We start from the raw sequence: 23133 nt of genomic DNA on the forward strand, positions 1-23133 counted from the left end.
ACAGCTCTACACTGGGAGAGCAGTTGGGACAACAGCTCTACATTTGCCACTCCCGGATCGCATCGTTGGGCCACACGAGCATGATGATATTTAGCAACAGGCTGTCTCGAATCGTTGCTAGCAAAACGGCTTCGACGACGACCAACAGGGCCAGGCTGTAATACCATCTCAATCGCGATGCGATCATGTACCCGGCCAGGCACGCCAGCAGATCCGCGACGCTGTTGGCGATCGAATCACCGTAGTAGTCCAGCGAAATGGTCGCTTGGCGGTAACGCTCGATGATCATCGGCGTGTTTTCCAAGATCTCCCAGCCCGCTTCCACCAGGGCGGCCGCAATCAATCGGGCACGAGCGTTCAGCCAGTGCCGCAGCGGCCACAACACGGCAAAAAACAGAATGCCGTGCAGCACGTGGGTGAAAGAATAAGGATCGATCAGGTGCTGGGAGTTGTGCCGGGAAACTATTTCTCCAGACCAGGGCGAATCCCCCCCGCACTCACACCACGGCGTGCGTCCCATCCGCCACAATACGATCGCCATCGATGTCGCGATCAGGGCCAACGTTGCGGCCAGACACAGTGTTGCGATCAGACTCGGGGTCGACACCGCCTGTCCGGCCGTCGTGTTTTGCGGCGGTTGATCTGCCGGCGGTGATTCGCGTCGCGTTTGAGTGTCTGGCATTAAACAGGAATCCGAAGGCGAGGAGGGGGGGCCGCAATGGCGTCAGGCACCAACCCGCCAGCGACCTCGGTGTTGATTGACCGACAGGTCAAGGTAACCCGAACGTTCTCTTCTCTCTTCTGATCGGCAGAACCATGAATCTTATCCCCTTGTTTTTCTTGCTAGCCGCCGCCGGCGCGGTGGCGGGTTGTGCTTCCAGCGAACCGATGGTCATCCAGCCACAGACCTACCAGATGACTGAGCAGGAACAGGAGAACCGCCAACGTGCTCAAAAGGCGTTGGCCGAACAGCGTCAGTGATTCTTCGTCCGTTCTCCATCGATCAATCGGTCAGGTATCCAAAATGAGATTCGATGCACACAAACCCCGCGCGTTCACGCTGGTCGAGTTGCTGGTCGTGATTGCGATCATCGGGATCTTGGTCGGCCTTTTGTTGCCTGCGGTCCAGGCCGCCCGTGAAGCGGCGCGACGAATGAGCTGCGGCAACAACTTCAAACAGATCGGTCTGGCCGTTCACAACTACCATTCGGCCTACAAGCAGCTGCCGACCCACATGAGCGGCACGCGTCGGCTGCCTCCCACCGGCAGCTGGTTCAGCCAGTACGGTGACGACTGCAACATGATGATGCTCAGCACGCTGGTCGGTTTGACACCGTTTATCGAACAGCAAGCGGTCTGGAATCAGATCAGCAATCCGAATGCCGTGGACCTGACCACTCCCGGCGTGCCACGCGTTCCTCCGTGGCCTGCGATGGGGCCGACGCCGACCGAAGAACCCAATCGCGTGGTGAATGTCAATTCCAGCAACAATGCTTACCCGCCGTGGATGACGGAGATCCCGACGCTTCGCTGCCCGAGTGATCCCGGCGTCGGTTTGCCGGCGATGGGCCGCACCAATTATGCGGCCTGCCTGGGCGATGCCTTGCACTACACCGACAACGGTCCGTACTGGTACAACCTGCGTGGATTCCCGAAGATCAAGATCCACACCGCATCCAATCTGGATCTGCTCGCGGCCGGGCGAGGAATGTTTGTGCCGCGGGTGGCAAAGAAGTTTCGCGATGTGTTGGACGGGTTGTCCAACACCATCATGTTCGGCGAGATCGCGACCGACCTGGGCGACCGTGACATCCGAACGCTCGCCCACAGCTTCGCTCCCGGCACCTTCAGCGGCCTGCGCAACAATCCGACCGCGTGTCGCGACGACATCGATCCCGATCGCCCCCGGTTTTGGGATCCCTCGCTGACCGACATCATGGCCGCCAACCAAGGCCGCGGGTTCCGCTGGGCCAGCGGGCTGCAACCCTACACGGCGATGAATACGATTCTGCCGCCCAATCGCGAAACCTGCATGTCGCTCGAAGACACCACCCCCGGCGTGCTGTCGGCGAGCAGCCGCCACCAGGGCGGTGCCCACATCCTGATGGGTGATGGCGCCGTGATTTTCATTACCGATTCCATCGAAGCGGGCGACTCGACCGATGGAACGGTGTTGGACGGCGGGACTGGAAATCGCAGCCCCGGCTCGCAAAGCCCTTACGGATTGTGGGGGGCGTTGGGGACACGGGCAAGCGGCGAAACCATCCAGGAGCAACTCAATCAGTGAGGGCGTTCCGACGCCGATCGCATGTTCACGACGATCCCAGCCGGGCCGGCAGCGATGCGGGCCCGGCTTTTTTTGTGATTCGGTTTCCGCATTGCGCCCGGATCGGGTCGACCGATGGCCTATCATTGACAGGAATCAACCGATTCATCCCCGCCACGCAAATCCCCCCATGGCCGATCAGACCGAAACGAGTCGCTTTCGACGCAAGAAAAAACGACGAAAGCCCAGGCCGGGGGACCCGATTGAGATGCCCTTGTGGCTGTTCCTTCCGTTGGTGCTGATCAGCCTTGCCGGGGCGTTTCTAATGTTCCGCCGCGGTGATCAGGTCACGGCGATCACCATCGTCATCACGGCCCTGGCCGGTTGGGGCGGATTCAAAGTTGGATTCGGCCGGATCGCGGCATCCGTCGTCGCGTTGGTCGCCGCGGTCGCCTACGCCCCTGCGATCGGAATGCAGTACCAAGATGCGTTTGCCCAGCGGTTCGGAACCAGCGGGCTGACGAATCGATTTCTCTGCATCGCTGCGATCGGCGTGCTGATCTCGTTGGTGACGACGCTGGGGATCACGATCATCGGCAATCGCATTTTTTTAAAGCGTCGCAAATTCAGATGGGTCAATCATTTCGCCGGCTTTGTCGTCGGCCTGGCCGAAGGGGTTGCGATCTGTTACCTCCTGCTCGGCGGATTGATCAGTTTGCAGATGTGGCAGCGCGGTGATGACATCCGCGAGAACGCCGTCGCGATGGCGGTCGATGAATGGGCCTCGCGGACCCGACAAAGCGTGCTCGGGCCGCTGATTCGAGACTACAACCCGTTCGAACGTTTTGAGTTCCTTTCCGGGGTCGGCGAAATCCACCAGACGATGCGCGGTTTGGGCGATCCACAAAACATCCAACGGGTGCTGGAAAACCCGGGCGTTGTCGAGTTGCGATCGGACCCGGAGATCGCCACCGCGATCGATGAGATTCGAAACGACCCGGCGCTCAATCAGTGGATCGAACAGGGGCGCGGGGTGGATCCGCAGTTGGTGCGACATTTAATGAACAGCCCCGCGGTGATGCGGCTGGTCGATCACCCCGACTTCATCCCCAAGGCCCGCCGGGTGATCCAGGATCTTGGACAAACGGGATCACGTAAGGACCTTCGGGAATGACCGCGACGCGTTTGCACGCGCTGGCATCAACCGATGCTCGAATCGTCGCTTCCAGATCGTCGCTGATCATCACGCCGGTCAACGCCCGAGATTCTGGTGGAAGCGAAGAGTAAAGATAGACGTTGCCTTGCTGTGTCGCTTTGGTCTGCATTTGGGTTTGCCACTCATCAATGTCCGCAAACGGTTTGTCTCGGATCGATCGCAAGAACCCCTCCGGCCCCAACCGGGTCAGCGTCGTTTGGGCGGCGGCGTAGGCGTTCGATCCCAGCCCTTCGCCGCACTGGGACGCGATGATCAAATTGCCACCGGGCTGAAGGATGTCCATCGCCCCGACCATTCCCTTGACGGTTTGGTAATACGTTTTATCCAACGGGTAACCGGCGGCGCTGGTGACCACGGTCGGAAAAGGTCGCGGCACGGCGACGCGGCAATACCGCTCGATAAACGACACCGCTTCCCGGTGGCTTGCCGTGATCTCGCCGAAGTTGACCATCGACAGATTTCGATGCTCGTCGATGACGGTGTTCAGCGCGTAGGCGCCGCCGATCCGCGCGACGATTTCCAACTGTTCCTCGTGCAGCGGGTTGCGATCCAGATTGCAATTGGCCGCGGCGGGATTGGACATGAATTGATGGTTGTGAAACGTCCGGATGGTGTCGGCGTGGGCCAATCCGGGCGCGATCACTTTGCGGCCCCCTGAATACCCCGCCATAAAATGCGGTTCGACCAACCCGGTCGCGATCCGCACGTCGGCCTGGACGAACCGCCGATCGATCTTGATCGGTGTTTGCCGCGTGGCGGTGCGGCCCAAATCGATGTGGTCTTCGTCACAGAGCGCATCGTGGTTGACGACCTTCACGTTCTCCAGCACCCACGGGTCGCCGACCAATTCGGCAAGCTCATCGCCCAAGTTGGGGCGGTGCAATCCGGTCGCGACCAACACGGTGATTTGATCGAGCGGCACGCCGGCCGCAACGAGCGTCTCGACCATCGGCCGCAGGAACAGCTGATTGGGGACCGGTCGCGTGATATCACAGATCGCGATGCACGCGCTCGCGGCCCCGTCGGCGATCTGTTGCAATCCGGGCGTTTCATCCGATCCCGGGGACCGCGTCAAGGCCTGACGGACGGCGGTGACCGGATCGTCCAAACGCGGCATTTCCGGTTTGCCGATCAGCGTCACGTCGGCGTCGACGGGCAACGCCACGCGGATTCCGCTGCGACCGTAGAGCAACGACACTTGCATCGAACTGACCGCCTCTTGGGCTCGAACGTCGGATGGGAACACTGGACAGGCTTGGTGAAGCGTAGCTGATCGCGCACCGTGTTTCGACAGCCCCCATGCACGACGCGCCCTATCCGGGCAACCTCGCGATCGCGGCATTGCCTGCCCGAGCCATGAGACCTGCCCGAGCCCTGGGGGCGTCCGCCCACCCCCTCCGTTGAACTAGACAGTGCTGACCGGGTCGATCACAATGGAGTCGGCCGCATCGCGGTCCCCCGCCACGGTGAATTCTTCGCCATCCCAACCGCTGAATTGTCGATGCTAGCTCGTTCACGTCGCCATGCCGTCGTCCCCTTTGCCGTCTTCACCGCTCTCGTTTGCGGTTTGATTGCGGGATCCGTGCGGGCCGAAGAGTCGGCGGAGGATGTGCGGTTCTATGAGCAAAAGATCCGACCGCTGTTGGTTCGGCACTGCTACGAGTGTCACAGCGAGGAGGCCGGTGAGCAACAGGGCGGACTGCTGTTGGACCGCCGATCGGGATGGATCGAAGGTGGCGAGACCGACAAGGCCGTCGTCCCCGGACAACCGGACGCGTCACTGTTGGTGACCGCGATCCGATATGACGATGACAATCTGCAGATGCCGCCGGACCAGCGGTTGGATGACGAAGCGATCGCGTTGTTCGAACAATGGGTGCAGCGTGGTGCGATCGGTCCGGCCGATGACATGGGCGAAACCGAGTTTTCTCGTTTGGGCGACCAAGAGTACCTGTTTGATCAAGCCGCCGGTCACTGGGCATTCCAACCGGTCGCGCCGGTCACGCTGCCGTCATCCCCATCAAGTCGGGGCGAGTGGGGAACCAATGCGATCGATCGCTTCGTTGCGGATTCGCTGGCCGAAGTCGCTCTGGCACCTTCCGACCCGGCCGACCCGGCAACGCTGCTGCGCCGATTGCACCATGACCTGACCGGGCTGCCGCCGACGTATGACCAAATCACCGCGTTTGTCGAAGCCGCACAGATCGACCGGGATGCCGCGACACGACAGTGGATCGACCGGCTGATCGCTTCACCGGAGTTCGGACAACATCTGGGGCGGTTGTGGTTGGACGTCGTTCGCTATGGCGACACCGACAACAATTATCGCCCCGACACCCGCACGCCACACTACCACCCGTTCGCGTTTTCCTATCGGGACTACGTCGTCCGATCATTGAACGACGACAAGCCGTTTGATCAATTTTTAAAAGAACAAATGGCGGCCGACTTGATGGGATTCGCGCCCGACGCACCGGAGATGGCCGCGCTCGGGTTTTATGCCTCCGGCCCCTATTCCAGCCGAGCGCAAGCCGAAGCGTTGGATGATTGGATCGACGTCACGACGCGCGGGTTGATGGGAATCACGGCGGCGTGCGCCCGTTGTCACGATCACAAGTTCGAACCCGTCCCGACCGCGGACTACTACTCGTTGCGTGGCGTGTTTGCCGCCGCCGCACGCGTCAATCCGTTGGACGAAACGAAACAACCCATCCTGGCGTCCTATCGACCGACTCCCGCCGAAGTGGCCGACTATCAAAAGAAACGCGCCACCATCGACGCCAAGATCGACGGTGCGGACGGAAAGAAGGCCAAGAACAACAACCGATCGATCGCGCAGAAAATCCGTGAGACGGAATTGGCGGAACTGTTGACGTTTCATCCCGGCGCGCCGGCACGGGCGATGGTCCTGGCCGACCGAAAGCGTCCTCCGGAATCCTATGTCTTCATCCGCGGCGATGCCTCGGCCCGCGGCGAGGCGGTGCCGCGACGCTTCTTGAAGATCCTGGATCCGCAGCAAGACGCATTCCCCCAGGACAGCAGCGGCCGGTTGGAACTGGCCGAAAAGATCGCATCGGCCGGCAATCCCTTGACCGCCCGCGTGTTCGTCAATCGCGTCTGGGGGCACTTGATCGGTTCCCACCTGGTCACCACGCCGTCGGATTTCGGATTGCAAGGCAGCCGGCCGACGCACCCCGAATTGCTTGACTGGCTGGCTGACGATTTCCTGCGTCATGACTGGTCGGTCAAACACCTGGTGCGTCGGATCGTGTCGTCGCAGACCTATCAACAATCCAGCCGCTCTCACGAAGCCGGCCAGGCAGCGGATCCCGAGAACCGCTGGCTGTGGCGCGGCAATCGAAAACATCTGTCGATCGAAGCGATTCGGGACAGCATGCTGCTGGTCGCCGGTCAATTGGACCGACGAATCGGTGGTCACCCCGGACGTCTGTGGGACGGCGACTACACTCGACGCCGGGCGATCTATGGATTCATCAATCGATTCAATCTGGATCCGACGCTGCGGGCGTTCGACTTTCCCGCCCCCGTACAAACCCAACCCGCGCGGGGTGAAAGTATTGTCGCCCCACAAGCACTGTTTACGATGAACGCACCCTTGGTGATCGACCAGGCCGCGGCCATCGTGTCATCGGCGGATTTTCTACGGATCAAGCATGATCGGCCCAAGCTGGTGTCCCTGTTTCAGTCGGTGCTTGGACGCGACCCCGATGCCGCTGAAATTGCCCGAGCGTTGAAACTGGTGGAATTTCAGAAACGGTTCCAGAATCCGGATCGCCCGCCATCACGTTTCATCGATTCACCTTGGCCGTTGATCGCACAGGCGTTACTGATGTGCAACGAATTCCAATATGTGGACTAGCGACATGAACCCTTTCCTATCACGACGCAGCTGGTTGCAGTCGACCAGTCTGGGGTCGATCGCGCTGGCCGGCATGTTGCAGCAATCCGCATCGGCCGATCGGGCACCGGAAGAATCGCCGCTCAGCGAGCTGGCGCCTCACTTTCCACCGCGTGTCAAACGGGTGATCCACCTGTTCATGAACGGCGGCCCGTCCCAGATGGACACGTTTGACCGCAAACCAGAACTGGATCGCCTGGACGGCAAGCCGCTGCCCGATTCGGTCAAGAAACAGCTGCAACCGACCCAGCGCAAACGCGCCGGCAACCTGTTCGGATCGCCGTTCAAGTTCAAACGCTACGGCGAGTGTGGCTTGGAGGTCAGCGAGTTGTTTCCCAACGTGGCCGAGCATGCAGATGATTTGTGTGTGATTCGCAGCATGCAGGGCGAGATCGCCAATCACACGCCCGGCTTGTTGCTGACCAATTGTGGACATTCGACGTTACCACGCCCGAGTCTGGGTTCTTGGCTGTTGTACGGATTGGGCAATGAGAGCGATGAATTGCCGGGCTTTGTCGTGTTGTGTCCACGTGGTTTGCCGACCGCCCAATCGCGTAACTGGACCAGCGCGTTCATGCCGGGCGTGTACCAGGGAACGCACATCGACAGCGAAAGCACGGGCAAACAAATCGTGCCCAACCTGACGCGTCGCGATGTGCGAGCGGGTTCGCAGCGGGCACAGGTCGCGCTCGCCCAATTCCTGAATCAGCGGCACGCCGCACAGCGTGCCGAAGACGAGCGTCTGGAAAGCCGCATCCACACGATGGAACTTGCCTTTCGGATGCAACGCGCCGGAACGGATGCGTTCGACTTGTCGCAAGAACCCGCGCACATTCGCCAGCTGTACGGCGATTCGATTCAAGGCCGCAACCTGCTCTACGCGCGACGTTTGGCCGAACGCGGGGTCCGCTACATCCAGTGCTACCACGGCGCCGGCCAGCCCTGGGACAACCACGGTTCGATCGTCAGAAACATCACTCGGTTGGCCAAGGAATCCGACCAGCCGATCGCGGCACTGCTGACGGATCTCAAGCAACGTGGCATGCTGGACGAGACGTTGGTCATCTGGGGCGGCGAAATGGGCCGCACGCCGACCGTCCAACAGGTCAAGGATCCGACGAAGGTGGGACGCGATCATCACATCGATGGATACACCGTGTGGATGGCCGGCGGCGGAGTGCGTGGCGGCATGACTTACGGGGCGACCGATGAACTGGCGATGGCAGTGACCGAAAACAAGGTGACGATGCCAGATTTTCACGCCACCGTGTTACATCAATTGGGCTTCGACCACAAACACCTGACCTATCGCTATTCGGGACGTGACTTTCGATTGACCGACGTGCACGGACGCGTCATCGACGAGATCCTCGCATGATCACCCGTTTCACATACACAACGTCATGAATCGTCAATTTTCAGTAGCTACCCTCGCCAGAGGGTGGATTTTTCGCGGCCCTTCGAACTCGCAGCGCCCCGCGCGCTGGGCGTTCGGAATCCTCTTGCTGGTCCTCGTCAGCAGCACCGGCAATCGGGCCAACGCCGAACGCCCCATCGATTTCAACGAACAGATCCGCCCGATTCTGACGCGGCATTGCACGTCCTGTCACGGCGGCGTGAAGCAAGCCGGTGACCTGTCGTTCGTCTATGCCGAACAAGTGTTGCCGCCGGACGGATGGGTGATCGAGCCGGGGGATCCCGACGCGTCGTTGTTGATCGAACGCATCAAGAGCGACGATCCGGACGAACGGATGCCGCCTGTCCAGGAGCACCCCGATCCGCTGCCGGCGGAGGAGATCGAGTTGCTGGAAGAATGGATCCGCCAGGGTGCTCCCTGGGGTGGGCTGTGGTCGCTGCAGCCGCTGAAGTCGACGATGCCGGAGGGTGCGGACGCGGCCGAGCCTGATCACGACGCAGCGGACTGGGCACGGCAGCCGCTGGACCGGTTGGTGTACCAGCGGCTGGCCGGACATGGTCTCGCGCCGTCCCCCGAAGCCGCAGGGGAAGAATGGTTGCGACGCGTGTCGTTTGATTTGATCGGCTTGCCTCCGTCGATGCAGCGGGTCGACCGGTTCACCCGAGCGTTGCGACGCGCCGACTCCGCTGCCGCGCGTGAAACCCTGTACCAACGCCAGGTCGATCGGCTGTTGGCCAGTGAACGATTCGGCGAACGATGGGCGTCGGTCTGGATGGACTTGGCCCGCTATGCCGATTCGAAAGGGTTTGAAAAGGATCCGCATCGCGACATGTGGCCCTATCGTGACTGGCTGATCGGCGCCTTCAACGATGACATGCCGTACGATCAGTTTACGATCCGCCAATTGGCCGGCGACCTGTTGGATAATCCCACGCCGGATGATTTGATCGCGACCGCGTTTCACCGCAACACCCAAACCAATACCGAGGGCGGGACCGATGACGAAGAATTTCGCGTCGCGGCGCTGATCGACCGGATCAACACGACCTGGACCGTTTGGCAGGCGACAACGTTCGGATGCGTGCAATGCCATTCGCACCCCTACGACGCGTTCAAGCACGAAGAGTACTACGCCTGCATGGCGATCCTGAACGACTCGTTGGATGCCGATTTGGCGTCGGACTATCCGACCCTGAAAATCCCCGCCGATCCGGAAAAGATTCCGACGGCAGTCGACGCGCAACGGACCTACCAACGGTTGCGTGTCGATCGAAATCAACTCGGCAGCGATCTTGCGACCGACGTCCCCTGGAGTCCCCTGGTTCCGCGCAGCGTTTCGAGCACCGAAGGCGAATTGCGGATCGATGGCGACCACGTGCGGACCGCCGGGGGCACGTTCCCGCCGGGCGTTCGCTACACGGTCCAAGCGGACGGACAGCCGTTGACGGCGCTGCGCGTGGAGATCCTGCCCGAGTCGGATGATCCGGTCGATTGGCCGGAACAGGGTTCCGTGCTCAGCCAGTTCAAGCTGTCCCTGGTCAAGGCGGACCAGACCATCGTGCCGGTCGAGATCGCCGACGTCTTTGCCGACGCCTTGACCGGCCCGGAAGATCCGCGATCCAGCTTGGATAAGAAAGCCGATGGCGTCGGCGGCTATCCGAAACTGCATCGTCCCCGTTGGGCGGTCTTTGTGTTGCGACATCGTTTGACCGGCGACGACATCGGCCCGGATGCCATGCTGCGTCTGGAAATGGTGCAATCCAATAGTGTGACCGGGAATTTGGCCACCCCGATTCGCCATTTCCGCTGGGACCGTTGCGACGACGACGCCTGGACCGAATTGATCGGCTCGCAAGAACTGGCCGAAGCGGACCGGGCATTGGCCCAGGCAAAGAAGATCGCCGGCCAGGTCCGTGGAGCGTCCTTGCCGGTGATGCAAACCCGTGACGCCGCCGTTTCCCGCGCGACGCGTCAATTCATCCGTGGCAATTGGCTCGATCGCGGTGAAGAAATCCCGCCGGGAATCCCCGCGGTCTTCGGCGTCGAGGAACCGGTCCGCGACCGATTGGAATTTGCACGCTGGTTGGTGTCGGACGACAACCCGCTGGCCGCACGCGTTTGGGCCAACCGTATTTGGGCGGAATTGTTCGGGATCGGACTGGTCGAAACGCTGGAAGATTTCGGATCCAGCGGGACCCAGCCTTTCGATCGCAACCTGTTGGATCATCTGGCGATCCGGTTGCGCGACGGACACGGTTGGCGACTCAAGCCACTGTTGCGAGAGATCGTACTGTCATCGGTGTATCGTCAAACCAGCGCCGCACCGAAGTCGCTTCGTGAACAAGACCCACGTAATTTGATGTTGGCGCGGGGACCACGCACGCGATTGACGGCCGAGATGATTCGCGATCAAGCGCTCGCGGTTTCGGGGCTGTTGGAAGATCAAATCGGCGGCCCTTCGGTGATGCCGCCGCAACCCGACGGCGTGTGGCAAACGGTGTACAGCGGCGCCCAGTGGAAAACGCCCGAAGGTGCCGGCAAGTACCGACGTGGGCTGTACACGTATTGGCGGCGCACCAGTCCCTACCCGAGTTTTCTGATGTTCGATTCGCCCACCCGCGACCTTTGTTCGGCGCGGCGGATCGCCACCAACACTCCACTGCAAGCACTCGTCACGCTGAATGACCCCGTTTATGTCGAATGCGGACGGGCACTGGCCGCTCGCGCAGTCGACGCCGCAGGCGACGCCGCAGGCGCTGAAGATGCCGGCGCCGCGATCGAGTGGATGTATCGGGCGGTCACACAGCGAACGCCCGGCCGAGTCGAAATCGACGAATTGAAACAGCTGTACAACGACCTGGGGGCCGAGGACCTGGGGGCCGAGGATCTGGGGGCCGAGGATCTGGGGGCCGAGGATCTGGGGGCCGAGACGCCTGAAGCCCCCGCTGACGGCTCAATCACTGCCGACGCAATCACTGCCGACGCAATCACTGCCGACGCGATCGATGCCGACGCGCTCGCGATCGTCGCCAACACCATCTTGAATTTGGATCGAGCGGTAACGAAATGAAGAATCTTCACGACCAAGTCCAACAAGAGTATGCACGTCTGCAAACGCGCAAACACTTCTTGAAAAACTGTTCGATGGGGCTGGCCGGAATCTGGTTGGGTGGTCGATCGATCGCCGCCGGTCTGTCGGACGCAGGGGCGGCGACGCAGCCGGACTCGCACGACGATTCGCACGCGCTGCCGCATTTCGCACCGCGGGCCAAGCGGGTCATCTTTTTGCACATGGCCGGTTCCCCCAGCCAATTGGAACTGTTCGATTACAAACCGGCCCTACAGCAGCTTGATGGCCAGGATTGCCCGGCAAGTTTCTTGGAGGGCAAACGATTCGCCTTCATCCAAGGCGTTCCCAAGATGCTGGGGCCACAGTATCCGTTCCGACAATGTGGTGACAGCGGTGCTTGGGTCAGCGACCGGATGCCGCATTTCCAATCGGTCGTCGACGAGGTCTGTTTCGTCAAATCGATGCACACCAGCCAGTTCAACCACGGACCGGCGCAACTGCTATTGCACACCGGAAATCAAAATCTGGGCAGTGCATCCTTCGGTGCCTGGACGATGTACGGCCTGGGCAGCGAAAGTGAGAACTTGCCCGGATTCATCGTGCTGGTATCCGGCGGGAAGACACCGTCGGCCGGTAAAAGCGTTTGGGGGTCGGGCTTTTTGCCGTCGGTTTACCAGGGCGTTCAGTGTCGTTCCAAAGGCGATCCCGTGCTGTACCTGTCCAATCCGGACAGCGTTTCGATGCAGCAGCGACGCCGGGCCTTGGACGCGATCAACCGGATCAACCAACAAACATTCAACGAAACCGGTGACCCGGAAATCCTGACGCGAATCTCGCAGTACGAGATGGCGTTTCGGATGCAGACCCATGCGGCCGAAGCATTTGACTTGCAGCAGGAAGACAAGGCCACCCACGCGCTCTATGGCACCGAGCCGGGCAAGGAATCCTTCGGCAACAATTGTTTGCTGGCCCGGCGGTTGGCCGAACGCGGCGTGCGGTTCATCCAGCTATTCCATTGGGGATGGGATTCACACGGGGCGGCCGAAAGCGAAGCCCTCAACGGCGGCTTCAAGACCCGCTGCGAAGAAGTCGATCGACCGATCGCGGCGCTGCTGAATGACTTGCGCCAGCGTGGCTTGCTCGAGGACACGCTGGTGGTCTGGGGTGGTGAATTCGGACGCACACCGATGCGTGAAAACCGTGGCGGTCGCGAGATGAAGTTTGTCGGCCGCGATCACAACCCCGGCGCCTTCACGATGTGGATGGCCGGCGGGGGAATCAAGCCGGGGATCAGCTACGGAGAAACCGACGAGATCGGTTACGAAGCGATCGTCGACAAGGTTTCACCGCACGACCTGCACGCAACACTGCAGCACTTGCTGGGGATCGACCACAAACGGTTGACCTACATGCACCAGGGGCTGCCGCAACGATTGTCCAACGTCACCCAGCCCTCGCGGGTGGTCAAAGAAATCATGGCATAGCCTATGATCCATCCAGCTTTTCAACCTTCTCTGAAATCTCCGACTCGAGCGCCTGTCGGGCTTCGAGGGCCTGCAGCAATTCACGCTGCTCGGCTTCGAATTCTTCCTGTTGTTCGACCGACAGGGCGTGTTCCTGGTCGCCCTTGAAACCGGCGCGCCGTTTGTCCAATCGTTCCACATCGTCCAGGTCGCCGTACAAGATCAACACATCGCCGGGCTGGACCACGTCATCGCCCCGCGGGGTGCCTTGAAAGATGCCCCCGTCGCGTCGGATGCTCAACACTAAGATGCCTTCGTCGGACAGCCGCAGCGACGCCAGCGTTTTACCGGCCAACCAGTCTCGCGGTTCGACCAGCATTTCCGTGACCGCATAGCCGCGCGAAAGCTCCAGCAGACTGACGTAGTCACGCACATCCAAGTCCGTGAACGTTTTCAACAGCCAAGCGATGATCCGGTTCATGTGCCGTTCGACCCAGCGGCTAGAAAAAAACATCCACAGAAACGTGATCCCGCCGAACAGGATCGTGAACAACAGCACCTGGGTTTGCCACGTGGAATTGGACGTGCTCATCACCGACACCATCACGGTCGCGGCCACGGTGGCGATCCCCACGTTGCCCAACAACATCAACAACATCACGATCTGGCGTCGCACCGGATGGGTGACGACCATTTCGGATTCCTGGGTGGTGAATCCGGATCCGGTGAACGCCGACCGGGCCTGGAATTTCGCCGCTTCACGCGACAGCCCCGTGAACATCAATGCCATCGCGGCCACTCGCGTGACGATCATCGACAGCGTGAGTGTCACCAACAGTGAGATTACACCGATCAAAAGAAACCTCCGGCCGATCGGTCGGAAAACGAAAAAACGCGACCCGCAAAGCCCAGATAATACTTTGCGGGTCGCTATGAAAAAGCGTGGTGGGGCCAAAATAAAGCTTGCCTTGGCACGCATAAGGGGCTCACCGGCCGACCTAACGTTTCTTTCCGCGTGATGCGGCCGTCGATTTGCCTTTCATGTTCGCCGCGGGCGCGACGACGGGGGCCATTTTTTTGTTGAAGCCTTTGGGTTTCTTCTGGTTCTTGCCGCGATTGGCCATGTTCGTTTCTGTTTCCTCGGATGAGCAAACGGGTAGATCGGAGACCCACACCGGGTCGACGGTCAAATAGTAAAAGCATTTTCTGTGCCAAAGTGACCGGCGGCGCGTGGTGAAAGGCCGTTGTGCGGTCTCTCGACCGATTGGTGCGAAATCGATTCCGACATTCCTGCCTCAACATCGTAAAATCACGCTGACATCGATGCCGTCTGTGCGTCGATGCACGGCGATCCTGTGCAGCGAATCTCACGATGACGCAATGGCAAAGAAACATCATCGCACTGGAAAACTGTTTTCCAGCGTCCATCCGAGGTGTCCAACGTAGCTACCTTCGCCAGAAGGTGGTTCCGCTGCGCCTGCCACGCTCTGGCGAGCGTCGCTACGTCAAACGACGCCACCTCGAAGCATCTCCGCTTCAGTGATCTCCATCGAACGACTGCGTTACCGCACTGGCCGCGGGCGGCGTCGGATCGGGCAGTTTGACGTTCATCTTCAGCTGGACGACGCGTGGTTCGATCCGATAGGGAAACAGGTTTGCCGGCAGACGGATGTTCTGGGCGCTGAGCAGAAACTCGTGGTAGCCCGCCTGTGCGTCGGCCAGGTCCAGCGAGACTTTCAAACTGGCCGGATCCAGGAAACGAAAATCGCGGTCCGACCCCGACAGCGTCACACGGCATTCGGTCGGCGCCGAAGTATCGATTTCCAGTTGCTTTGCCACGTTGCGATATTCCAGCGGCACGATGAACGTCCGCTGCACCGTGTGGGGGTCGTAGGCGAGCACGAACCAGGCGGCGACGGCCACGACGAACGACAGCAGTTTCAAGCCCGCGTGGTCCACCAGGATTTGTTTCCAAAGCGGTGGTCGCGACTCGGGCAACACCGAGGCGAAGCTGTCCTCGAGAAACTGTTTCAATTCCGCCGGCCCAGAAATTTCCGTCAGCGTGCCGGCCTGGGTGACACAGACGCTGCCGCGTTCTTCCGAGACCACGATGGTCACCGCATCGGAGCGTTCGGAAAGCCCCAACGCGGCGCTGTGCCGGGTGCCGCGTCCACCGATCTTGCCGGTGTGGGGAGAGATCGGCAGGTGGGCGGCATACTGTTCGATGCGGTCGCGATCGATCACGATCGCGCCGTCGTGGCCCGGCGAACTGGAATCAAAAATGCTATAGATCAACGGGATGCTGAATCCGCCGCCCAGCGCAATGCCTCCGTTCAGCTGACGTTCCAGCGACTCCTTTCGTTTCAACACGATCAGCGCGCCAGTTTTCGTCGACGCCATGCGAAACACCACCTCGACCAAGTCATCGATCGGGATCGAGCGTCGACCGTCGTGGTCGAAATGCACCGACCGGAACGACGCCATCCGCTCGAGCAACCGCCGCAAATCCTCTTGAAAGACCACCACCAGGATGAACAGCAGCACGGCGAAGGTGGTGTGAAAGGCCAACGAGGTCAGGTACATGTCCAGGCTGCGGGCCAAAAAGTACACCCACGCAAGCGCCGCCAATCCGACCAGGACGCCGCGCGACGCCGTCTGCTGGAACCACAGCATCGACGCGTACAGAAACGCCGAAACCAGCAAAATGTCGATCACGTCGACAACGCGGAATGATTGCCGCAGCTCCTGGACGGTCAACAGAATCGATTCCAACATGAGTCACCCAATGGGGTTGTCATCCTTCCCCGTCCGCATGCGGGATCCGATTTGCCTAACCGGACCGGGGCCGAGAGAAGATCGGGCGAACTTTGCCGATTCAGGATTCACAACCTTTATACCGGTCTCGGCCAGGGATACGATAGCACTCTGGCGCAACGGGGAATTTTCGGCATGAGCGGGTGTAGGCTGGCGGGGGCTGGTAAGGCTGGCGGGGGCTGGGTGCCGACCGGGTGACAAGAGCGACCGAATGATGAAGGCAACGCAATTGAATGCGAAATCCGTCTCTGCCAAGCTGCTGGAGCGTTTGTGCGACTACGACGAGGTGGTGATCGTGATGCACGACAACCCCGACCCGGATGCGATCGCGACCGGTTGGGGGTTGAAGGTGTTGATCGATGAAACCATCGCAATGCCGACGCGGGTGATCGGGGGCGGTGCGATCGTGCGGGCCGAAAACCGGCACATGGTCAACCTGCTCCAGCCGCCGATCGAGTTGGTCGACGAATTCGATTTCGACGACCGGGCCGCAGCGATCCTGGTCGACTGCAGCATCGGAGCGTCGAACCATGTGTTGACCCGTCAGGGCGTCCAGCCGTTTGCGATCATCGATCACCACATCTCCGATGATCAAAATACCGAAACACCTTTTGTCGACATCCGCGTCCAGGTCGCTGCGTCGGCATCGATCATCGCCAGCTACCTTCGCGAGCAAGACATCCCTCCGGGAGCCAAACTGGCCACCGCCATGCTGTATGCGATCCGCACCGAGACGTGTGCCTATGAGTCGCATTATTCATCGCTGGATCGATTGATTTTGCCCTGGTTGATGGAGTACGCCGAGCCGGAATTGTTGGTGGAAATTCACAACGCGCCGTTGCAGCGAACTTATTACGGTGACCTGCTGCTGGCGCTGCAGAACACGTTCCTGTACGACGACGTGGCGCTGTGTTTTCTGCCCCGCGCCGACGGCGTGGAGATCGTCGGCGAGGTCGCCGATTTGTTGGTCCGCTGTGAATCGGTCGGGCGGGTCATGTGCGGTGCCGTGATCGGTGACGACTTGCTGGTGTCGGCGCGGACCCAGTTCGCCGAAGACAACGCGGCGGAGATGATTCAAACGACGTTACAAGGGCTGGGAGGGGCCGGCGGCCACGCCCACCGGGCCGGCGGAAAAATCCCCAACGTCGGCGAAAGTGCCAGCGCGGTCGAAAAAGTCTCCAACCTGCTCCGCGATCGATGGCTGGACGTCTGCGGCGTGGACCGAAAACGCGGCACACGCTTGATCGCCAAACGCGAGATCATTCAAAATCTAGATCTGTAACTGGTATGGAGCTACTCGTTGACCAGGAGGTTCGGCCTCGATGGTCACAGGTAGGTCCCCATCCCAGGGGCGTGCCAAGCTCGTCTTGGCACGCCCGCTTTTTTCCGCAGCCGCTTGTCGGGCACAGGGCATACGCAGCAAGTTAAGACGTGAAGCCAGCGAATGCTTGAAGACACCCTCCCTTTCAGAGGTCGTGCGGTTTTTAACCTTTGATTTAACAGGCGTTTACGACTTCACCCTCCCTGGCAGGGAGGGTCGCGGAGGAGTGAGCGACGACGCGGGGAGGGTTCGTTGTGGCTCGGAAACACTCAGCCAACACCGATCGACCCTCCCCTCGCTACGCTCGACCCTCGCTTCCAGGGAGGGTTTCGTCTTAACTTGGCGACCGCTGATCAGCTGACATCGATCCGCAGGTGGTTGATGCGGCTGCGGAGGGTCGGGCGGCTGATGCCCAGCCGGTTGCTCGCCTCGCTGATGTTGTTGCCGGTCGACTTCATCACCTCGCTGATCAGGATCCGATCGACCTCGTCGTGGATGTCATTGCCGATCGTGAACGATCCCTCGCCCAGCCGGCGGCGGATCTCGTCGGCCAACCCGTCCTGCCATTCCCGTGACGCCACTGCGGCGCCGGCGGCCTTGGCGGCCGGCGGCACCGCGGCGGCGAATCCGCTGGGCAAAAAGGCGGGCAAGATCACCGGGCCGCTGGCCTTCAACAACGTCTGCTTGATGATCCCTTGCAGCTCGCGAACGTTGCCGGGCCAATCGTGATCGATCAACCGTTGCATCGTTTCCGGTGCGATCGAAACGAAGTCCTTTTTCAGTTGCCGCGAGAACAGGCGAAAAAAGTGTTCGGCCATCTTGGGCAGGTCTTGGCCGCGCTCGCGCAGCGGAGGCAACGAGATGGTGAATTCATTCAAACGATAAAACAAGTCGCTGCGAAACGACCCGTCGGCCATCGCGGAGTCCAGATCACGGTTGGTCGCCGCGATGATCCGCACGTCGGTCTTGATCGTCTTGCTGCCTCCGACGCGTTCGAATTCCTTTTCCTGCAAAACACGCAGCAGCTTGGTCTGCATCACGGGCGTCATGTCGCCGATTTCATCCAAGAACAACGTTCCGCCGTTACAGATTTCGAACTTTCCGATCCGCCGCTGGTCTGCCCCGGTGAACGAACCCTTTTCGTGGCCGAACAGTTCGCTTTCCAGCAAGGCCTCGGGGATCGCCGCACAGTTGATCGCGTGGAACACGTGGTCGTGTCGCGAGCTGTGTTGGTACAGGGCACGGGCGACGACTTCTTTCCCCGTCCCGGTTTCCCCCAAAATCAATACGGCGGTGTCGCGCGAGGCAACTCGCCCGATGGATCGAAACACTTCGACCATCGCGGGACACTCGCCGAGCATCCGGTCGCTCGGTTTTTCCGCCGACGCGTGCTCTATTTCCGACGGCAAGATCGCGGGTTTGCGCGCCATGCGACTCGTTTCCAACGCCGCATCGATGACGGGCAGAATCTCATCGGGCTCGAACGGTTTGGTGATGTAGTCAAACGCACCGCCGCTCATCGCCGCGATCGCCGTCTCCGACGTGCCATGGCCGGTCATCAGAATCACCGGGACACGGCGATCCTGTTCGCGAAGGTCGTGAATCAACGCCAACCCGGACTGGTCGGGCAACTGGATGTCCAACAGCACCGCGTCGGGTTGTTCGCGGCGAAACGCGGCCATGGCTTGTTCGGCCGATCCCGCCGTCAACACGTGATAGTCCGGTTCGGGCAGGCACAACCGCATGCACTGCAGGATCAAGGGGTCGTCGTCGATGACCAGCAGGGTTTGGGGATTTGTCATGACCATCATCGTCAGCGGAGGTTTTTCGGGTCATTCAGTATGGCATAGGTTGATTGCGATCCAAGCCCGCGGGAAGAGCCCGTCTGCGGCGGCGTCCGGGAAGGGACATCGCACATGGGCCCCTTCAACGGACGCAGATCGGCAGAATCACTGACACCGTCGTCCCTTTGCCGACGGTCGACTGCAATCCGATCGCGCCGTGGTGGCTTTTGACAATTCCGATCGACGTGCTGAGCCCCAGCCCGGTGCCCTGGCCGCGGGGTTTGGTGGAAAAGAACGGTTCAAAGATTCGGTCACGGATGTCGACCGGGATGCCGGTACCGGTGTCCGAGACGCTGATGACGACATAGTCCCCCGGTTGCAACGTGGTGTAAGAAAACGAGCGTTCGGTGGTCAACGTCATCAACGAGGCTTCGATTCCCAGGGTGCCCGATTCGGCCATCGCGTCGCGGGCGTTGATGGCCAGATTCATTACGACCTGACTGATCTCCGTTTCATCACCGCTGATGTCGGGCAGATCGGGTTCGATGTCCAGCCGCAACTCGATGCCGCCGGGCAGGGTGCGCTGGATGATCGACACGATTTCAGGCAAGAAGGCCTGCAAGCGGATCGGCTGGCGGACACCGTCTCCGCCACGGGCAAACGTCAACAATTGCGAAATCAGGTCGGCGCCGCGCGAGGCACCGAGAACAATCGTTTCCACCAACGCCGAACGATCGATGTGGGGATTGTCCCGCTGCAGCATCTTTCCGCTCATCAGAATCGGGGTCAACAGATTGTTCAGGTCGTGTGCGATCCCGCCGGCCAATGCGCCCAGCGATTCCAGCCGCTGTCGCCGCCGTTCGACCTGTTGCAACTTGGTGCGGGCGACCAGGTCCAGGTCAAAGATGACATCGCCGATCGATTCGTCTTCGTCAAACAACCGTGTGCGGCGGCGCTCGATGCGAAGCCGAGTGCCGTCCTTGGCCGTCGCGTGCAGTTCGCCCGACCAACGCGGGGCGTTGTCGTAATCGTGACGGTGCACGTTGTCGGATTCATCTTGGGGCGGCACGATCCGCAGCAGGTCGCCCGCGGTGTGCCCGATCGCCTCGTCCACAGAATAACCAAACAACTGTTGGGCGCCGCGGTTCCAATAGACGATTCGCCCGCCGGCATCGAGCACGTGGATCGGGTCGGGAATCTCAGCCAACAAGGCTTCATGCTGTTTCATTCGCAGACGCGAGGCCTGTTGATCAGAGGCGTGTTGATTGCAGGCGTCGCGCACGGAGCCGGCCAGACGCTCGACTGCGTCGTCGCTGTTTTGGGTCAACCGTTGCGATCGCCCGTCGGCTCGACCGGGTCTGTCGCCGGGGACCAAGCGGCGACGATGCTCCGAGCGACGTGCGATGTACAACAACGCCAGCGCGGCGAGCACGACCGTGTGCCCGACCACCAAGCCGGCAAGGGCAGCGTCGCGTTTCGGATCATTCGCCACCGCCAAATCGTTGATCGCCCGGTACGTCACGACAAGCGACCCGAAGGTCAACACGACGGCGGCGACCCACAGCAACGAAAACGCATTTCGGCGAAACAAAGTTTTCACGGACGAGCAATCGGGGCAAAGGAATTTGGCTTGCCGGCGGCACGTTCTGGCAATCGACCGAGCCACCGCGTGGCAAAAGATTTGACAGTCGGCGGGTACATCATTTGCGTCACACGGTCGGCCACACGCAGCAGGCAAACCGCATCCCGGCGACGGTGCTGCGGGCCGCTGTTTAACTTAGCCGAACAGGACCACTCCCATCATCCGCTGCTTACCTTTTTCGCGAACCACCCCCATGTTTGACCGACTCAGTGAATTGGTACGGCTTGCTCAGCAGTCCTGGGTGGGGTGCTGCTGGGAAACCGAATTCGGTTCGCGGCGGTTAAACCTGCGGGGGCTGCAGGCGCGGCAGGCGGTGGTGGCGGCCAAGGCGACGCGCGGTGAAGAATCCCAGTGCTGGTACCAGGCGGCCGAGTGGCTGTCGGGGGTCGAGCACGACGCCAAGACCGCGGCCGAGTACGCCCAGCAAGCCTTGAACGCCGCCGGTTCGGGCGATCTGGCCGTCGCGATCAAACTGTTGGACCAGGCCAGCGCCCTGGCGGCCAAGTACCCCGTCTCGGTCGGCTACGTCGCCTGTCGCTCGCTTTGCGAAGATCTTACTTCCGCGTCACCTCATACAGATCCGTGCGGCGATCTTTCCAATTCGTGACGCTGCCGCGTTCGCGGTGCCGCCGCAGCAATTCCAGATCGACGTCGTGGATGATCACGGTTTCGATATTCGGACTCGCTTCGGCGCCGATGCCGTCGCGGGCAAAGGTGACGTCACAGGGTGTCAGAATCGCGGTTTGGGCGTAGTGCACGTCGGCGTTTTCGACGAAGGGCAAGTTTCCGGTGCATCCGGCGATCGCGACGTAGACATCGTTTTCGATACAGCGGGCTTGGGCACAGGCGCGGACGCGGAGATAGCCGTGACGGCTTTCGGTGTTGTAGGGGACAAAGATGATGTCCGCCCCCAAGCCGGCCGCCAATCGTCCGAGTTCGGGGAATTCACAGTCGTAGCAGACTTGGATCGACACCTTGCCGCAATCGGTGTCAAAAACCTCCAGCGACGGCCCGCCTTCGACACCCCACCAGCTGCGTTCGCTGGGCGTGATGTGCAGCTTGTACTGCTTGTCGATTCGGCCGTCGCGATGGAACAGGAACGCCACGTTGTACAACCGATCGTCTTCGACGATGAAGTGCGACCCGGCGATAATGTTGGTGTCGAACTTCATCGCCAAATCGGCAAACACCTCCAACAAACTCGGCGTGTATTCGGCCAACTTGCGCGCCGCCTGACCGGGACGCAGCGAGGGGATGATCGACAACAGCTGGGTGGTGATCAGTTCGGGGAACAACAGAAAATCGCAACGGTAGTCCCCGGCGACATCGACGAAGTAGGTGATCTGGCGGGCGAATTCGTCGAAATCCGCCACCGCGCGCATCTGGTATTGGACCGCACCGATCCGGACCGGGCGAACCGTGCGCCGATGACGCCGCTTGCCGGCCGACGAGTACTCCAGATTGCGCCAGATCAGAAACGTCGCGTAACCACAGCTCTCGGTGTCCGACGGCAGGTAGTCCCGCAACAAGCCTTCCAAGGCAAATCCGTTGGCCACTTGAGCCGACAGGACGGGATCAAAGATCGATTTGTTGATGACGCGATCGACGTACTCCGACGCCTTCATCTGGTCGGCATACTTGTGATAGCCGGGGATCCGACCGCCGACGATCATTTGTTCCACGTTTCGGCTGCGGCACAGTTCTTTGCGGGCATCGTACAGCCGACGCGACAACCGCATGCCGCGGAAATCCGGGTCGACCATGATTTCGATGCCGTACAACGTGTCGCCACCGGGGCGGTGATTGCGAATGTAGCCCCCGTCAGCCGTTTTTTTCCAGTCGCACCATTCCAGGTCATCGTCATAATCCAGCAGCAAGCTGCTGCTGCTGGCGACCACGCGGCCGTCGCATTGAACGACCAATTGGCCTTCGGGAAAATGTGCCAGCTGACTTTCGATCTGGTCGCGGCCCCACGGTTCCATCCCCGGGAAACACCGCAACTGCATCGCGACCAACGCGTCGTAGTCTTCGATTCGCAAGGGACGGACGATCAGCTTGCGTTCGAATTCGGACACATCAAAGTCCGGCTCGGAGCGGACATGAGACGCACTCAAAACGGCATGATCGGGATGACGATTGGCGGGGGGCGTAGGTTGATTCATGAAAACTCGATGACGCAGAAAAAGAGAGCTGTCGGCGGTTAGCATCGGACAGATCGACC

General features: G+C 60.7%; 17 protein-coding genes. 9 read left to right on the forward strand and 8 right to left on the reverse strand.

Annotated features, from left to right (window positions below):
• Window positions 1–37: 37 nt before the first annotated feature.
• Window positions 38–682 (reverse strand): DUF2585 family protein, encoded by a 645-nt coding sequence (locus H1B37_RS10055; protein WP_286177592.1) that lies wholly within the window; start codon window positions 680–682, stop codon window positions 38–40.
• 134 nt (window positions 683–816) lie between these two features.
• On the opposite strand from H1B37_RS10055, the gene H1B37_RS10060 reads away from it, so the two are divergent.
• From H1B37_RS10060 to H1B37_RS10070, 3 genes are all read left to right on the forward strand, one after another.
• Window positions 817–981 carry a hypothetical protein gene (locus H1B37_RS10060; RefSeq protein WP_182866519.1) on the forward strand — a complete coding sequence of 55 codons (165 nt, stop codon included), beginning with the start codon at window positions 817–819 and terminating at the stop codon, window positions 979–981.
• Between the two features lie 43 nt (window positions 982–1024).
• Window positions 1025–2287, forward strand: a complete 1263-nt coding sequence (locus tag H1B37_RS10065; RefSeq protein ID WP_182866520.1) for a DUF1559 domain-containing protein — start codon at window positions 1025–1027, stop codon at window positions 2285–2287.
• Window positions 2288–2456: 169 nt separating this feature from the next.
• Window positions 2457–3440 (forward strand): CvpA family protein, encoded by a 984-nt coding sequence (locus H1B37_RS10070; RefSeq protein ID WP_220498137.1) that lies wholly within the window; start codon window positions 2457–2459, stop codon window positions 3438–3440.
• On the opposite strand, the gene H1B37_RS10075 is transcribed toward H1B37_RS10070, so the two are convergent.
• Window positions 3370–4728: a nickel-dependent lactate racemase family protein gene (locus H1B37_RS10075; protein WP_220498138.1), complete on the reverse strand. Its 1359-nt coding sequence runs from the start codon at window positions 4726–4728 to the stop codon at window positions 3370–3372. The genes H1B37_RS10070 and H1B37_RS10075 overlap by 71 nt on opposite strands.
• Before the next feature lie 255 nt (window positions 4729–4983).
• Here H1B37_RS10075 and H1B37_RS10080 point away from each other — a divergent pair, with 255 nt between their 5' ends.
• From H1B37_RS10080 to H1B37_RS10095, 4 genes are all read left to right on the forward strand, one after another.
• Window positions 4984–7362 (forward strand): PSD1 and planctomycete cytochrome C domain-containing protein, encoded by a 2379-nt coding sequence (locus tag H1B37_RS10080; protein ID WP_182866522.1) that lies wholly within the window; start codon window positions 4984–4986, stop codon window positions 7360–7362.
• A gap of 4 nt (window positions 7363–7366) precedes the next feature.
• Complete coding sequence (locus tag H1B37_RS10085) at window positions 7367–8779, forward strand: DUF1501 domain-containing protein (RefSeq protein ID WP_182866523.1); 1413 nt, start codon at window positions 7367–7369, stop codon at window positions 8777–8779.
• Between the two features lie 124 nt (window positions 8780–8903).
• A complete protein-coding gene (locus H1B37_RS10090) occupies window positions 8904–11888 on the forward strand; it encodes a PSD1 and planctomycete cytochrome C domain-containing protein (RefSeq protein WP_286177593.1) in 2985 nt (994 codons plus the stop codon).
• The gene (locus H1B37_RS10095; protein ID WP_182866525.1) at window positions 11885–13372 is read left to right on the forward strand and encodes a DUF1501 domain-containing protein; all 1488 of its coding nucleotides are present in this window, start codon (window positions 11885–11887) and stop codon (window positions 13370–13372) included. Before H1B37_RS10090 ends, H1B37_RS10095 begins: the two co-directional genes overlap by 4 nt.
• Window position 13373: 1 nt before the next feature.
• Here the strand turns inward: H1B37_RS10095 and H1B37_RS10100 are convergent, their stop codons facing one another.
• From H1B37_RS10100 to H1B37_RS10105, 3 genes are all read right to left on the reverse strand, one after another.
• Window positions 13374–14207, reverse strand: a complete 834-nt coding sequence (locus tag H1B37_RS10100) for a TrkA C-terminal domain-containing protein (protein WP_182866526.1) — start codon at window positions 14205–14207, stop codon at window positions 13374–13376.
• A gap of 142 nt (window positions 14208–14349) precedes the next feature.
• The gene (locus tag H1B37_RS33740) at window positions 14350–14475 is read right to left on the reverse strand and encodes a hypothetical protein (protein ID WP_286177595.1); all 126 of its coding nucleotides are present in this window, start codon (window positions 14473–14475) and stop codon (window positions 14350–14352) included.
• A gap of 412 nt (window positions 14476–14887) precedes the next feature.
• A complete protein-coding gene (locus H1B37_RS10105; RefSeq protein ID WP_182866527.1) occupies window positions 14888–16126 on the reverse strand; it encodes a diadenylate cyclase in 1239 nt (412 codons plus the stop codon).
• Window positions 16127–16376: 250 nt separating this feature from the next.
• Between H1B37_RS10105 and H1B37_RS10110 the strand changes: the two genes are divergently transcribed.
• Window positions 16377–17447, forward strand: a complete 1071-nt coding sequence (locus tag H1B37_RS10110; RefSeq protein WP_182866528.1) for a DHH family phosphoesterase — start codon at window positions 16377–16379, stop codon at window positions 17445–17447.
• A 392-nt stretch (window positions 17448–17839) separates the two neighbouring features.
• Here the strand turns inward: H1B37_RS10110 and H1B37_RS10115 are convergent, their stop codons facing one another.
• Window positions 17840–19288 (reverse strand): sigma-54-dependent transcriptional regulator, encoded by a 1449-nt coding sequence (locus H1B37_RS10115; protein WP_182866529.1) that lies wholly within the window; start codon window positions 19286–19288, stop codon window positions 17840–17842.
• Between the two features lie 124 nt (window positions 19289–19412).
• Window positions 19413–20870 carry a two-component system sensor histidine kinase NtrB gene (locus tag H1B37_RS33745; protein WP_353620815.1) on the reverse strand — a complete coding sequence of 486 codons (1458 nt, stop codon included), beginning with the start codon at window positions 20868–20870 and terminating at the stop codon, window positions 19413–19415.
• A 235-nt stretch (window positions 20871–21105) separates the two neighbouring features.
• On the opposite strand from H1B37_RS33745, the gene H1B37_RS10125 reads away from it, so the two are divergent.
• Window positions 21106–21519: a hypothetical protein gene (locus H1B37_RS10125; RefSeq protein ID WP_182866530.1), complete on the forward strand. Its 414-nt coding sequence runs from the start codon at window positions 21106–21108 to the stop codon at window positions 21517–21519.
• Here H1B37_RS10125 and H1B37_RS10130 read toward each other — a convergent pair.
• On the reverse strand, window positions 21467–23074 hold the full coding sequence (locus H1B37_RS10130) for a carbon-nitrogen hydrolase family protein (RefSeq protein WP_182866531.1): 1608 nt from the start codon (window positions 23072–23074) through the stop codon (window positions 21467–21469). The two genes, H1B37_RS10125 and H1B37_RS10130, sit on opposite strands and share 53 nt — an antisense overlap.
• Window positions 23075–23133 lie beyond the last annotated feature (59 nt).

Origin of the sequence: Stieleria mannarensis (assembly GCF_014154935.1) — a bacterium.
GTDB lineage: Bacteria > Planctomycetota > Planctomycetia > Pirellulales > Pirellulaceae > Stieleria > Stieleria mannarensis.